The following is a 14,821-nucleotide window of genomic DNA, read 5'->3' on the forward strand; positions in this document are numbered from 1 at the left end:
GATAAAATTAAATATCGTGCTTATTCCCCTGTGAGGCGGGAGAATCAAAAAAAGAATAAATAGAAAATATTCGATTTTAATGCCTACAGGCTGACAGGCTTTTGATCAACTAAAAACTCAAAACTTAGAAAACAATTAATATTATCTTTTTTCAACTTGGCTCATTCATAGAATCCAAGTACAATACTGCGCTAGTCGAGGGATGCTGCGACGTTTTACAGGCACTAAATGTAAAATCGCTAGGCTCGACCATCGGTCAGACATTCGTTCTGATCAACAACGGCATCCGCGAACAGAACGATCCAATCTATTTTTTCCTAGGAGATCCTGATGAACGCGGTTACTGCTTCATTTACAGATTATAAAGTTGCTGATATTTCACTTGCTGATTACGGCCGTAAAGAAATCAAACTTGCTGAAGCTGAAATGCCAGCCCTAATGGGTCTGCGTAAACGCTACTCAGCAGCAAAACCGCTTGCAGGCGCGAAAATTCTCGGCTGTATCCACATGACCATTCAAACTGCCGTTTTAATTGAAACGCTGGTTGAATTGGGTGCAGAAGTTCGCTGGACTTCATGTAACATCTTCTCAACTCAAGACCATGCTGCTGCTGCAATCGCTGCTGCGGGCATTCCTGTATTTGCTTGGAAAGGCGAAACTGAAGAAGAATACATGTGGTGTCTTGAACAACAAATCAATGTAAATGGCACGCCTTGGGATGCCAACATGATTCTTGACGATGGCGGTGACTTAACGCTACTTGTTCATGAAAAATATCCAGAAGTGATTGCAAAAATTCACGGTGTAACTGAAGAAACAACGACAGGTGTTCAACGTCTGTACGAAATGCTTCGTGATGGCACTTTAAAAGTTCCTGCAATCAACGTAAACGATTCAGTAACCAAGTCTAAAAACGACAACAAATACGGTTGCCGTCACTCACTGAACGATGCAATCAAACGTGGTACAGATATGCTTTTATCTGGCCGTCGTGCGCTTGTAATCGGTTACGGTGACGTAGGTAAAGGTTCTGCACAATCACTTCGTCAAGAAGGCATGATTGTACGCGTAACTGAAGTTGACCCAATCTGTGCAATGCAAGCATGCATGGACGGTTATGAAGTTGTATCTCCATACAAAAATGGCGTGCAAACTGGCAAGAAAGAAGACATCAATGTTGACCTTCTTCAAAACACTGACCTTATCGTAACTACAACAGGTAACTACCACGTATGTGACGCTGCAATGCTTGATTCATTAAAAGCTGGCGCAGTTGTTTGTAACATCGGTCACTTTGATACTGAAATTGATACAGCTTACCTACGTGGCTACAAGTGGGTTGAAGTTAAACCTCAAGTACACCAGGTGTATCGTTCAGAAAATGAAAATGATTACCTGATCCTTCTTTCTGAAGGCCGTTTGGTGAACCTTGGTAATGCGACTGGTCACCCATCACGTATTATGGATGGTTCATTTGCCAACCAGGTATTGGGTCAAATGCATTTATTCGCTGAGAAATTTGCTGATCTTCCAGAATCTGAAAAAGCTGCACAAATTCGTGTAGAACTTCTTCCTAAGAAATTAGATGAAGAAGTTGCTGCTGCGATGGTTGCTGGTTTCGGTGGTGTCTTGACTCAATTGACTCAAGAACAAGCGGATTACTTAGGCATTCAAGTTGAAGGTCCATTCAAGTCTGATGCTTATAAATACTAATTAAACTCCACCCTCTCCCTAACCCTCTCCCATAGGGAGAGGGAACATTCATTACCAAATGTATGTCATCGAGGGTAAATCCTCTCCTGAGCGTGCTTAAAGCACTGCTTTGAAGCTCAGCGCAAGAGAGGATTTAGGAGAGGTAAAACTAATTAAAAAGTATTTATAAAAAGGATTTGAACATGTCTAAACAGATTCCAATTTCATTTGAATTCTTCCCGACCAAAACTGATTTAGGTGCGGAAAAACTCAAAGTTGTGCATCAAGAGCTACAACTCTTAAATCCAGAGTTCTTCTCTGTGACCTATGGTGCTGGTGGTTCCACTCGTGAACGCACCCTGTCTACTATCAATGACTTTAATGGCAAAGGCGCACCTGTTGCCCCTCACTTGTCTTGTATTGGCGATGACAAAGCACGTATTGCTGAACTTCTAGACCTGTACAAATCTCAAGGCATTAACCGTATTGTTGCCCTGCGTGGTGACTTGCCTTCAGGCCAAGTAGGTTTGGGCGAATTACCTTATGCAGCTGATCTGGTTCGCTTTATCCGCGAACATTCAGGCGATCATTTTAAGATTGAAGTCGCAGCTTATCCGGAAATGCATCCTCAGGCTGAAAGCTTTGACAAAGACATTCAGCACTTTGTTGATAAAGTCAATACAGGTGCCAATGCTGCTTTAACTCAGTTCTTCTTCAATCCAGATGCTTATTTCTATTTTGTAGATCGTATCCAGAAAGCAGGAATCGATATTCCAGTTGCGCCAGGCATCATGCCAATTACCAATGCCAGCAACCTGATTCGCTTTGCTGATGGTACCGGCGCTGAGATTCCACGCTGGATTCGCAAGCAACTGGCAACCTATGGTGACGATACTGCTAGCATTAAAGCCTTTGGCCATGAAGTTGTGGTTAAATTCTGTGAGCGTCTGCTTGCAGGTGGTGCACCAAGTTTGCATTTTTACACCATGAATACTACTGACCCGACCCGTCAGCTGGTCACCGATCTTGGTTTAGCTTAAGCCCTTTATTTCACCGATTTTTTGAGTAGAACGATCAATGCCACGTTTTTATATAGATGCTGATTTAACTGTTGATGTCAGCCTTGAGCTTACGGAAACTGTATTTCATCATTGGGTAAAGGTTTTACGCGCGCAAGTCGGTGAAAGCGCGACCCTGTTCAATGGACAGGGTGGCGAATATGACGTGACTTTAACCGAGGTTGCTAAAAAATCAGCCACCGTCTCGGTCAATGCATTTAATCCTGCCAATCGCACACCAAAGTTCCAGGCTTTGCTCGGTCAGGTGATGAGTAAAGGCGACCGTATGGATTATGCGATTCAGAAAGCAGTCGAACTGGGCGTTTCCGAAATTCAGCTGCTGACTTCGGATCGTTGTGAAATGCGTTTAAAGTATGATCGCGACCAGAAAAAGCTGGATCACTGGCAAAGCATTGCTATTGCGGCTTGTGAACAATGTGGTCTAAACATTGTGCCTGAAATTTTAGCGCCCATGTCACTTGAAAAATGGCTGGATACTGAACTTCCGAACACCAAACTGGTTTTAGCACCCAATAAAGATGAAACAGATGTACTGGCAGATGCGACTTTAGATCTTGCCCTGCTGATTGGCCCCGAAGGTGGCTTGAGTGAGGCAGAAATTAGTGCCGCAAACCAGAAAGGTTTTCTCAACTGGTGTATCGGCGAGCGTGTCCTGCGTACCGAAACTGCTCCTGTTGTTGCCCTGTCAATTTTGAATTATGTGCTTTAGTTCATCGGATGGGTAAAAATTTGTCTTTAATTTTGTTGATTTTTACTTTTAAGACATCTAATCTCGACTAAAGAATAATAAATACTTATTAATTGATTTCACACATTTCCTGGGGTTTTTATAACAACAATGCACAAGGACGAAAACCGTTTAGGATGAATACAGGCATTGAATCACATGGTTGATAATCAGGACGACTATATTCAGCAGCATTTGCATGATGCTCAAATTGCGAATACGCTTCGCCATAGTCGCTATTTTTTGCTCAGTATCATGTTGATTTGCCTCTATATTTTTTGTATTTATCACATTCAATATAGTCCTTCTAATACGTATTTTAATACCTGGTTTATTCTGACAGAACTTCTGGTCAGCATGTGCTGGCTGGTGAATACGCTGTATTTCAAACCCGAACAATATAATCAGAAAAGCGCGCACCGCTGGTTACAGATGCAGAGCCTTGCAGTCGGAAGCTGTATCGCGGCCGGTATTTATACAATTTATTACTATTTGCCGCAGGCCAATCCTGTATTTGAAGATATTGAAGCACTGACCTTGTCTGCCTTGTTGCTGATTGTAAGCCAAGCATTTGGCCTGACCTACCTGACCCAGAAACTGAGCTATTTTTGTCTGGTCTTTTTGCCGTCCTTATTCCCTTTTTTACTGTCGCAGCTTGACCATGTCGGTCATTCCAATCCCTTTTTTGGTCTGGCCTTAAACTTTGCGCTCATAGTGATTCTGCTGTGCGCGACAAGTAGTTATCGAATTCACAGCCGCACCTCACGTCTGTATGCAGAAAATGATATTTTGGTGAAAAATGCAGAACAGCAAGTGCATTGGACTGATGAACTGTGCCAGCAACTCAAAACTGAAGTCAATAAATCCAAAGATATTGAACAGCAATTACAGCTCAGTAACCAATTGCTGGAGCAAAAAGTACGGGAACGTACCTATGATATTGAACAGATCAATCATGACCTGAAGAATCAGCAGCAGAATCTAAAACTTGCACATGAAATTGCCGGTATTCGGCCATGGGACTGGAATATTCAAGAGCGCAGCATCACCTTAACCAATCATAAAGACGAAAAGATTCTGCGCGATTCCAAAGATCATCATCTGCAATTACAGTATCTGATTCACCCTGAAGATCTGGCCTATTTTAAGCGCAATATGAAGCAGCATCTGCGTGGCCAGATTGAACGCTATGATGCCACTTACCGGATCAAGCTCAGTGAAGGTGGCTGGAGTTGGGTACATGATATTGGCCGGGTGATCAGTCGTGATCCTAAAAATAAAAAACCCTTGCGTATGGTGGGCATCCGTCGTGATATCCAGCAGGAACGTCTGTCTCAAGAACGTTTAAAGCTGGTGGCCAGTGTACTGGAACAGGCTGCGGAAGGGATTTTCATTCTGAATCCTGAATTAGATTATATCGATGTCAATCCTCACTACGAATACTTGAGCGGTTTTGAGCGTGACGAGATTATCGGTAAATCCTTATTTGATATTGCAGTGCAAAATAAATCCCAGCAACGTACTTTTCAGGCCAATATTGTCAAACAGATTCAAAAGATTGGCTCTTATGATGGAGAGGTTTATGCAAAATTTCTGTCTGGTAAAGAGTCGACCTTATGGCTGCATATTAATGCCGTGACTGATGATGAAGGCAGGATTACTCATTATATTGGTATCGTATCAGATCTGACTGAACGTAAATTACAGGAACAGCGCCTGTCCTATCTGGAAAATTATGACACGCTGACTGACTTACCGAACCGCTTTTATTATAATTATCAGCTGCATCAATATCTAGTTTCGCAAAAAGACTCGATTAAAGAGATGGCTGTGATTCGGCTTAACATCGACCGTTTCCGGCCATTAAATGAATACCTGTCCAATAACGGCGGTGATGAACTTTTACGCCAGGTGGCGCAGCGGCTGCGGATGACCAATGCAGAAGCGCTATTTGTGGCACATCTAAATGGTGATGATTTTGCGATTCTCTATGAAATCTCACATATTCGCCCTTCAGTTCAACACCATTGTGAACGCATCGCTCAGGCCTTTAGCAGACCATTCAATATTTACGGTCAGGATCATGTGATTACCCTGTCCATGGGCGTGGCATTCTATCCTGATCATGGCCGTCAGCTGGATTATTTAAATAATTGCGCCGAACAGGCATTGAACGAAGCCAAAAATCTTGGCGGCAATACTATTCACTTTTATTCCAGTGAAAATCATTCATTACAGAACAAAGGGGTTTTTCTGGAACGGGATCTGCGTAAAGCGATCCAGAATAATGAACTGGTGGTGTATTATCAGCCAAAAATCAATTTCAGCGATCAAAGCATTTATGGCTTTGAAGCGCTGATTCGCTGGAACCATCCAGAAAAAGGTATTATTGCACCAGGGCTGTTTATCCCCTTAGCGGAACAGACCAGCCTGATTTCAGACATTGGCCGCCTAGTGATCCAGCAGGCCGCTAAACAGATTCGCCAATGGAATGATCTGGGCTTTAATCATATTTGTGTATCAGTCAATATCGTGGCGCAGCAATTGCGTCGTGGTCAATTACTTGATGATCTGGACCAAGCCATTGCAGACAACCAGATTTCTGGCGCCAGCCTGGAGCTGGAAATTACCGAATCTTCTTTAATTGAAAATTCGGAAGCGGTCAAAAACCTGCTGAATGAAATTAAACAGCGACATATTCATATTGCCCTAGATGATTTCGGTACAGGTTATTCTTCTCTCTCCTATCTTGCTGATTTTCCGATTGATACCTTAAAAATTGATCGCAGTTTTGTTTGCAAGATTGGGGAAAATAAGCAGGCAGCCATTGTCAGTGCCATGGTGGCCATGGGTAAAGCCATGGGCATGACCGTGGTCGCGGAAGGCATCGAGACTGAAGAGCAGCTAGAATATCTACGTGATTTAGACTGTGATATTGCCCAAGGTTACTTATTTTCCAAACCGCTTCCTGAGCAGGATGCAACCGCTTATTTAGTGCGAGACAAGACACATCAGACTTATATATCTCAAGTCTAAGTCCATACCCGACCACAATAAGTTTGTTGGAAAAACGGCCGTCTTTGTCTGTCCGAACTGGCTAACAAATGGTATATTCAGGAACATAAATAAATTCTTTGCCCGCTGACCGGGTAATCTTTACAACGATCGAGAGACTGATGGACGAACAATCTTTAAAGCAACAGGCCCTTTATTATCACGAGTTTCCTACCCCGGGGAAAATCAGCGTTACACCAAGCAAACAATTGGTCAACCAACGTGACTTGGCCCTTGCTTACTCGCCTGGCGTAGCTGCACCATGTCTTGAGATTGAACGCGACCCTTCAACTGCTGCATTGTATACGGCTCGTGGTAACCTGGTTGCTGTCGTGACCAATGGTACTGCCGTGCTTGGCCTGGGTAATATTGGTCCTTTGGCTTCTAAACCTGTTATGGAAGGTAAAGGCGTATTATTCAAAAAATTTGCTGGCGTTGATGTATTCGATATCGAAATTGCTGAAAATGATCCAGACAAAATTGTGGATATTGTCGCTGCATTAGAACCGACTTTCGGCGGGATTAACCTTGAAGATATCAAGGCGCCAGAGTGTTTCTATATCGAGCAAAAATTGCGTGAACGCATGAATATTCCGGTATTCCATGATGATCAGCACGGTACTTCGATCATTGTCGGTTCTGCGCTCCTCAACGCATTGCAAATCAACGGCAAAAAAATTGAAGACATCAAGATTGTGGCTTCAGGCGCGGGTGCTGCTGCACTGTCTTGTTTGAATCTGCTTTGCGCTCTGGGTGCTAAAAAAGAGAACATCATCGTTGCCGATTCACGCGGTCTGCTGACTACGCATCGTGAAGGCCTGGATGAATCCAAGAAAGCCTATGTACAAGACATCGAAGCTACTCAGCTTGGTGACGTGATTGCGGGTGCAGACATGTTCCTCGGTCTTTCTGCTGCGGGCATTCTGACCAAAGAAATGGTCAAGGTCATGGCTGAAGATCCGATCATCTTTGCCTTGGCAAACCCGGATCCAGAAATTCTGCCTGAACATGCACATGAAGTCCGTGATGACGTGATTATGGCAACCGGCCGTTCTGACTATCCGAACCAGGTGAATAACGCACTGTGCTTCCCGTACATCTTCCGTGGTGCGCTGGACGTTGGTGCAACCACCATTAACGAAGAAATGAAAATTGCCTGTGTCCACGCGATTGCACGTATGGCACACGTTGAAGCTGATGCGGCAACCTATGGTGAAAAATCGGCATCATTTGGCCGTGAATACCTGATTCCGGGCCCACTGGATCAACGTTTGATTCTAGAAATCGCACCTGCTGTTGCACAAGCAGCAATGGATTCTGGCGTGGCAACACGTCCAATCACGGATTTCTCGCATTATCGTCAACGTTTGTCTGAGTTTGTCTACAACTCTGCATTCATGATGAAACCAATCTTTGAACAGGCTAAATCTGATCCTAAACGTATTGCTTATGCAGAAGGTGAAGACCTGCGTGTACTTCGCGCAGTTCAAATCGCGGTAGATGACGGTTTGGCAATTCCGATTCTGGTAGGCCGTCCAGCTGTCATTGAAGCCAACATTAAAAAATTGGGTCTGCGTCTTGAAGATGGTGTGAATATCACGATTGTTGATCAGGAAAAGAACCCGAACTATGAAATGTTTGCAGATGATTACTACAACATCATGCAGCGCAAGGGTGTAACGCCTGAATATGCACAGCGTGAAGCACGTCGTCGCTCGACCCTGATCGCAGCGATGCTTGTGAAACATGGTATGGCAGATGGTATGCTGTGTGGTACGTATTCAAGCTACGACATTCACCTGGACTTCGTCAGCAACATCATTGGCAAGAAAGATGGTCATAACACTTTCTTTACCTTGAATGCCTTGATGCTTGAAGACCGTAACCTGTTCATTGCCGATACGTATGTCAATACTAATCCAACGGCTGAACAGCTGGCTGAAATGACCATTCTGGCTGCTGAAGAAGTTCGCCGTTTTGGTATGACACCACGTATTGCCCTGCTTTCTCATTCAAGCTTTGGTTCAGACCAGCATGATGCCAGCGCGCAAAAAATGCGTAAGGTGTATGACATCCTGTCTGAAATCGCGCCTGAGCTGGAAGTTGAAGGTGAAATGCACGGTGATGCTGCACTGGATGAGAACATTCGTCAGTTTGCATTCCCTAATTCACGTTTCAAAGGCTCTGCAAACTTGCTGATCATGCCGAATCTGGATGCTGCCAATATCTCGTTTAACCTGTTAAAGGCAACTTCAGGCAACAACGTAACGATTGGTCCAATTCTGTTGGGTGCTGCGAAACCTGTGCACATTTTGACGCCGACTGCGACTACGCGTCGTGTAATCAACATGACCGCACTCACTGTTGCAGAAATCCAGCAAGCGGAACAAGATGCACTTTAAGCCAATGACAAGATAACGACGCATCAGCCTCGTTTCTTAACTTGAGAAAACCTCTATTCTGTAGCATGATGCTTGTAAGAATAGAGGTTTTTTCATGCAAGTTTATTTAGTAGGGGGCGCAGTTCGAGATCATTTGCTCGGACACCCCTATCACGAAAAAGATTATGTGGTTGTTGGTGCAACTCCCGCGCAAATGCTTGACTTAGGCTATCAGCCCGTAGGCAAAGATTTTCCTGTTTTTCTACATCCCCAAACAAAAGAAGAATATGCACTGGCGCGTACCGAACGTAAATCTGGCGCCGGTTATCATGGTTTTGAGTTTCATACCGATGTCAGCGTTACACTGGAGCAAGATTTGATTCGTCGCGATCTGACCATTAATGCCATGGCCATGGATGATGCCGGCCAGGTTTATGATCCTTATGGTGGTCAACAGGATCTGGAAAACCGGATTCTACGTCATGTTTCCGATGCATTTGTCGAAGATCCATTACGCGTGCTACGCATTGCCCGTTTTGCTGCCCGTTATACCAGTGCAGGTTTTGTGATTGCCGATGAAACTTTGGCGTTAATGCAGCGCTTGACTGAATCGGGTGAATTAAATGCATTGACACCGGAACGTGTATGGAAAGAAACTTCGCGTGCATTATCTGAACGCCATGCTGATGTGTATTTTGAAGTATTACGTCAATGTGGTGCTTTAAAGGTGCTATTCCCTGAGATTGACGCCTTATATGGCATTCCACAACGCCCTGAATATCATCCAGAAATTGACTGTGGCATTCACACGATGATGTCCTTGCAGCAGGCGTGTCGTCAAAATTATAGTCTGGATGTACGTTTTGCCGTTTTAGTGCATGATTTAGGCAAGGCTTTGACGCCGGTTGAAGAATTACCGCGACATATCATGCATGAAGAACGTGGCATCAAGCCAGTGAATGAACTGTGTGATCGCTTAAAAGTACCGACCTATACCAAGCAACTGGCGTTGGCAGTATGTAAAGAGCATCTGAAATGTCATCAGGCATTTAATCTCAAACCCGGTACTTTATGGCGATTATTGCAGCGTCTGGACGTTTTACGTCGTCCCGAGCGTGTCGAAGCTTTTGTACAGGCCTGTGAATGTGATTCACGTGGCCGTTTAGGACTGGAAGATCGTGCCTATCCACAAGCACAATATGTACTTGATGCCATGCAGATAGTACGTGCCATTAAAGCACAAGACCTGCCTGCCGATATTCAGGGAGCGGACATTGGCGAAATGCTGATTGAACGGCGGATTCAAGCACTTGGTGAACTCAAAACACAACAGACCGTAGCGATTGAATAATAAAAAAGCACCCTCGGGTGCTTTTTTAATAACTTAATTTCTCTTTATCAAAAAAGGAATTAAGAAATATTGGATCAGTACCATCAGGAAATATCTGCCGGAAAGCTGATTACTTGCTCCAGTTTCATTTGATTGGTCGCAATCATCAGCAAACGGTCAATTCCAAGGGCAATTCCTGAACATTCCGGCATATTCGGTAAAGCCGCCAGTAAATATTCATCGATAGGCATGACATGCAAGCCAAGTTTGGCTCGTTCAGCATTATCTGCCTCAAAGCGCGAACGCAATACGTCAGCATCAATCAGCTCATCATAAGCATTGGCCAATTCCAAACCTTCGATATATAGCTCAAAACGTGCGGCAACCAGTTCACCATCTTCATCAATTCGGGTTTTGGCCAAAGAAGCCATTTCAGGGGGGAAATCAGTCAGGAATACTGCGGTATCAAACCCTAGACTCGGTTCAACCATATGTGAAAATAACAGGTCGATATAGCCAAGACGGTCATTTCCCAGATCCAGACTTAAACCGACGCGGCGGCAGCAGTCTTTCAGTTCCTGCAAAGTTGCCTGAAGCGGATTGAGATCCAGACGATCCATAAAAGCGTGTTTATAACTCAGAATAGTCGGACGGATTTCACCAAAACGTGCTTTCAAAGTCACATTCAGCAAATCCGATACTTCAAACATCAGATCTTTTAAGCTAAATCCCGGGCGATACCATTCCAGCATGGTGAATTCGCTATTGTGCTTGCGTCCATGCTCATCATTGCGGAAGACCTTACAGATTTGGTAAATGGGTCCACTACCACTGGCCAATAAGCGCTTCATAGCAAATTCGGGTGAGGTCTGCAAATAATGCGTATTCAGTTTACCCAGCACATGGCGCTGTGCCTGTACCGAGGCTAAATGCACATCGGTCACACCGGCTTGAGACAAAATCGGTGTTTCCACCTCTAATACATCCCGCTCAGCGAAAAATTGACGGATTTGACGATATAAGGTCGCCCGTGCACGCATGGCTTGAAGGTCACAAGTGGGTTGATACGTCATCGTCATGCCTTCGGCCCACCATGTGCTGCCCACTCACGACGCAGCGGATAGGTTTTACGTAAATGATCAAATGCCTGCTGATCGATTTTGCCTTCTTTGAGACAGGCACGTAGATTGGCATCATCACGAGCAATGTCATAAATTTGGGATAAATGCTGTTGCAATGCCATTTTTAAATCCTGCCCCTGAAAAAACTGCTCACAGATAGGCAGCTGGGATTCAAACTGTTTATTGGCTGCAAAACCGAAAGTTTGACAAAAAGCTTCGTAAATCATCTGGGTACCACGTGCCTTGCCTTCCAGGCTATAGCCGGCAATATGCGGAGTCACCAAAGTCACCAGATTCAGAAGTTCTGCTGAAATCAGCGGTTCGTGTTCAAAAACATCCAAAATTACGGGGCGTTGTGTCGCTTTAATATCTTGAATTAAGGCAGTTTCTTCAATCACTGGCCCACGCGCTGAGTTAATCAGGATCGCGTCAGGCTGCATTTTTGCCAACGCAGTAGCATTAAATAAATGATAGGTTGGATATATGCCTGTTTTGGTTAAAGGGACATGAATTGAAACGGCGTCCGCCTGCTGCAGCAGTTCATGAAATTCGACTTGATCAACCTGCTCTCTTTGCACAAAAGGATCGCAACCGATCACACGCCAGCCCAAAAGTTTCGCCATATAAGCCAGACGGGTTCCGACATTACCCAAACCGACAATACCCAAGGTAAATGTCGCATTGGCATCGAGTAATTCAAGACGTACCTGCAATAATGCGGTAATGACATATTCAGCCACCGCTTGCGCATTACAGCCGGCCGCATTACTCCATTGAATCCCATGCTGTTCTAATGCAGCAATATCCAAATGATCTGTGCCAATGGTGGCACTACCCACAAATTTAATCGAACTATTCTGTAGCAGTACTTCATTGACCTGAGTCACTGAACGTACCAACAGGCTATCGGCATCTTTGACATCATCTGCGCTTAAGGTTCGCCCTGCACGATGTTGAATATCACCAAATTCGGAAAAGAAATAATCGGTAAATGCCAGATTTTCATCTGCGACAATTTTCATAATGAGATCCATATGATGCTTGGACGTATGATAGCGCGTTGACGCCTCTGACTCTATATTTGGCCGATACGTCCATTTTTCAAGATTTTATGAATTAAGTTCAGGACTGAAGAATTTAATATTCAAGATCTGCAGCCTAAAAAGAAAAACCCCAATCTTTCGACTGGGGTTTTTAAAATTTGGCGGAAGCGGTGAGATTCGAACTCACGGAGGACTCACACCCTCGTCGGTTTTCAAGACCGGTGCATTAAACCGCTCTGCCACGCTTCCATGGCCGACATGATATAAACAAAAATCACGCTTGGCAAATATTTTTATACTTTCACTGCATCAACTGCACAAAATAAAATCAATTCCATTAATCTGCTGAATTTTCTGACTTTTCATAACGAATTGAATTGATGAACCAGAGTTTTTTGCCGGAGGGGGTCAATACCTCGGCCTCATCATCGACCTGCTTGCCCAATAACGCGCGTGCCATCGGTGAACTGATCGATATATGCTGCGGATGATGATCATAAATTTCATCTACACCAACAATGCGTAAAGTTTTTTGTTCGCCTTCTTCGTTTTCAATTTCTACCCAAGCACCAAAATAAACCTTACCCTCCTGCTCCGGGGAAAAATCGATGATTTTCAGTTCTTCGAGGCGCTTGCCGAGATACCTGACCCGTCGATCAATTTTACGCAAAATTTGCTTGTTATATTGGTAGTCTGCGTTTTCAGAACGGTCGCCGAGACTGGCTGCCCAGTTCACTTTTTTGGTAATTTCAGGACGCTCTTCATGCCAGAGATTCTTAAGTTCTGCCACCAATTTATCGTGTCCAGCACGGGTGATTAAGTTGGATTTCATACGTCTTGCTGATCATATTTTCAGTGTTTTAACTTACAAACAGCTTATTTTATTTACCATTTTAACACAATGGCAAAATTCCAAAAAAATTAACTTTATATTTCAGTATCTTAAAATTATTTTTAAAAATAATTTGTGTACAAAATTTGACAATCGTTTTTTAGATCATTAATATGCCAGCAACTTCCGGAAATGCTTACTTTTTAATCTATGTAGTTTTTCTACATAATTATCTTTAAATCTCTTGTCATTTTGAATGACGTCATGACTGCCCAACCCTTATTGAATTTATCAAACTGTTAAAATTTCTGGCTTTATTGGCTGTGATTTTTAGGGCATAAATTACTTGTAGCGGAGACAACATGCACAGTAGTTCATCCACTGGGTCGAGGCTTTGCCTAAGATCTGTAATTTCTTCTCTCCCTTTGAAAGCACTTGTACTGAGCACTGCATTTATTCCCCTACACAGTATCAATGCAAGTAAGACCACACTTCAGTTTGATCATGTGGTCAATAGCAATAAGTTGACCGTGGTTGCGGTTGAAAATCCGACTACCGTATTCCAGGATGGACAACATCTGCATGGCTTCGGTTATGATCTGGTTCGTAACTATGCTAACAATCTGAATGTAAAACTCGATTTTAAAATCGTTCCTGATAATCAGACTGCCCTACAGTGGGTTGCTCAGGGTAAAGCCAATCTGGCTATGACGACTACTGATATACGCACCATTGAAAACAAGCGTTTGACGTCGTTCTCGGCCACTTGTGGCGATGAATCAATTCTGTCGAGTAATGGCTTGAATACCAATTTAAATCTGGTGTTTAAATCTGCTACAGATCCTTTGAGCCAGACGGCCAGTGCTTTTGTCTGCAAAGGCAAACAAAGTGGTGCCATTAAGCAGCTTGCTTCATTTTATAATCAGAATGTCGTGAAAGAGGAATCTTGGACCACCATTCAACGTGATTTGAACAACCGTCTGCCGATCTATGAAGCGAGTTTTAAACAGACAGCGCAGCAGTATGATCTGGATTGGCATTTACTGGCGGCCATTGGTTATCAGGAATCTTATCTGAAACCGAATTCAGTTTCTCCGACGGGTGTGCGTGGTTTGATGATGCTGACCAACAGTACAGCCAAAGCAATGGGCGTGAGTAACCGTACTGATCCGGCTCAAAGCATTCAGGGTGGTGCCAAGTATTATGATCAAATGCTTAGTCGCTATGATCATATTCCTTTTCCAGATCGAAACTGGTTTGCACTGGTGGCTTATAATATGGGCCCAGGTGCAGTGAATCAGTTGCAAAAGCGCATTCAGTCGCAAGGCAAGAACCCGAATAACTGGGTGAATTTATATGCCTATCTGGATCAAAATAAAGCCAATAATGGTCGCTACCGTCAAGCGGTACAATATGTGACCCGTATTCGTGCTTATCTGGAGCATATCAAGACCACACCACAATTGGTGAATATCTAAGCTGAAACCTTAGCGTTAATCAAAATGCCATAAAAAAAGCTTACCTCAGGGTAAGCTTTTTTGGTCTTCATTCAGGCTAATGTC

The 14,821-nt window shown here is 43.8% G+C and carries 10 protein-coding genes and 1 tRNA gene; 7 read left to right on the forward strand and 4 right to left on the reverse strand.

The genetic code is table 11. The annotated features are described in order from the left end of the window. Window positions 1-330 precede the first annotated feature (330 nt). From ahcY to F891_RS10975, 6 genes are all read left to right on the forward strand, one after another. Window positions 331-1,713, forward strand: coding sequence for an adenosylhomocysteinase (ahcY, locus tag F891_RS10950; protein ID WP_004731830.1), 1,383 nt, complete (start codon window positions 331-333; stop codon window positions 1,711-1,713). A 182-nt stretch (window positions 1,714-1,895) separates the two neighbouring features. Next, entirely contained in the window at window positions 1,896-2,732 is an 837-nt protein-coding gene (gene metF / locus F891_RS10955) for a methylenetetrahydrofolate reductase [NAD(P)H] (RefSeq protein WP_004731833.1), read from the forward strand. A 37-nt stretch (window positions 2,733-2,769) separates the two neighbouring features. Beyond that, a complete protein-coding gene (locus F891_RS10960; protein WP_004731835.1) occupies window positions 2,770-3,480 on the forward strand; it encodes a 16S rRNA (uracil(1498)-N(3))-methyltransferase in 711 nt (236 codons plus the stop codon). Between the two features lie 177 nt (window positions 3,481-3,657). After that, the gene (locus F891_RS10965) at window positions 3,658-6,534 is read left to right on the forward strand and encodes a putative bifunctional diguanylate cyclase/phosphodiesterase (protein WP_004731837.1); all 2,877 of its coding nucleotides are present in this window, start codon (window positions 3,658-3,660) and stop codon (window positions 6,532-6,534) included. A 140-nt stretch (window positions 6,535-6,674) separates the two neighbouring features. Continuing rightward, window positions 6,675-8,954: an NADP-dependent malic enzyme gene (locus F891_RS10970; protein WP_004280528.1), complete on the forward strand. Its 2,280-nt coding sequence runs from the start codon at window positions 6,675-6,677 to the stop codon at window positions 8,952-8,954. A gap of 94 nt (window positions 8,955-9,048) precedes the next feature. After that, entirely contained in the window at window positions 9,049-10,284 is a 1,236-nt protein-coding gene (locus tag F891_RS10975; protein ID WP_004280529.1) for a multifunctional CCA addition/repair protein, read from the forward strand. An 83-nt stretch (window positions 10,285-10,367) separates the two neighbouring features. Here F891_RS10975 and epmA read toward each other — a convergent pair whose 3' ends face one another. From epmA to greB, 4 genes are all read right to left on the reverse strand, one after another. Next, window positions 10,368-11,342: an EF-P lysine aminoacylase EpmA gene (epmA, locus tag F891_RS10980; protein ID WP_004731841.1), complete on the reverse strand. Its 975-nt coding sequence runs from the start codon at window positions 11,340-11,342 to the stop codon at window positions 10,368-10,370. After that, complete coding sequence (locus F891_RS10985; protein ID WP_004731842.1) at window positions 11,339-12,406, reverse strand: 4-phosphoerythronate dehydrogenase; 1,068 nt, start codon at window positions 12,404-12,406, stop codon at window positions 11,339-11,341. The genes epmA and F891_RS10985 overlap by 4 nt, the downstream gene beginning before the upstream one ends. 180 nt (window positions 12,407-12,586) lie before the next feature. Next, window positions 12,587-12,676 (reverse strand) — tRNA-Ser (locus F891_RS10990). A gap of 88 nt (window positions 12,677-12,764) precedes the next feature. Next, a complete protein-coding gene (gene greB / locus F891_RS10995; protein ID WP_004280533.1) occupies window positions 12,765-13,259 on the reverse strand; it encodes a transcription elongation factor GreB in 495 nt (164 codons plus the stop codon). 362 nt (window positions 13,260-13,621) lie between these two features. On the opposite strand from greB, the gene F891_RS11000 reads away from it, so the two are divergent. Beyond that, window positions 13,622-14,737, forward strand: a complete 1,116-nt coding sequence (locus F891_RS11000; protein WP_004280534.1) for an MltF family protein — start codon at window positions 13,622-13,624, stop codon at window positions 14,735-14,737. Window positions 14,738-14,821 lie beyond the last annotated feature (84 nt).

This window comes from Acinetobacter sp. CIP 101966 (assembly GCF_000369725.1).
In the GTDB taxonomy this organism is placed as follows: Bacteria; Pseudomonadota; Gammaproteobacteria; order Pseudomonadales; family Moraxellaceae; genus Acinetobacter; species Acinetobacter lwoffii_Q.

Bases quoted from the DNA above. Each gene is read 5' to 3' on its own strand.
- epmA (WP_004731841.1), bottom strand. From the start codon at position 11,342: ATGACGATGACGTATCAACCCACTTGTGACCTTCAAGCCATGCGTGCA.
- metF (WP_004731833.1), top strand. From the start codon at position 1,896: ATGTCTAAACAGATTCCAATTTCATTTGAATTCTTCCCGACCAAAACT.
- F891_RS10970 (WP_004280528.1), top strand. From the start codon at position 6,675: ATGGACGAACAATCTTTAAAGCAACAGGCCCTTTATTATCACGAGTTT.
- ahcY (WP_004731830.1), top strand. From the start codon at position 331: ATGAACGCGGTTACTGCTTCATTTACAGATTATAAAGTTGCTGATATT.
- greB (WP_004280533.1), bottom strand. From the start codon at position 13,259: ATGAAATCCAACTTAATCACCCGTGCTGGACACGATAAATTGGTGGCA.
- F891_RS10965 (WP_004731837.1), top strand. From the start codon at position 3,658: ATGGTTGATAATCAGGACGACTATATTCAGCAGCATTTGCATGATGCT.
- F891_RS10985 (WP_004731842.1), bottom strand. From the start codon at position 12,406: ATGAAAATTGTCGCAGATGAAAATCTGGCATTTACCGATTATTTCTTT.
- F891_RS10960 (WP_004731835.1), top strand. From the start codon at position 2,770: ATGCCACGTTTTTATATAGATGCTGATTTAACTGTTGATGTCAGCCTT.
- F891_RS11000 (WP_004280534.1), top strand. From the start codon at position 13,622: ATGCACAGTAGTTCATCCACTGGGTCGAGGCTTTGCCTAAGATCTGTA.
- F891_RS10975 (WP_004280529.1), top strand. From the start codon at position 9,049: ATGCAAGTTTATTTAGTAGGGGGCGCAGTTCGAGATCATTTGCTCGGA.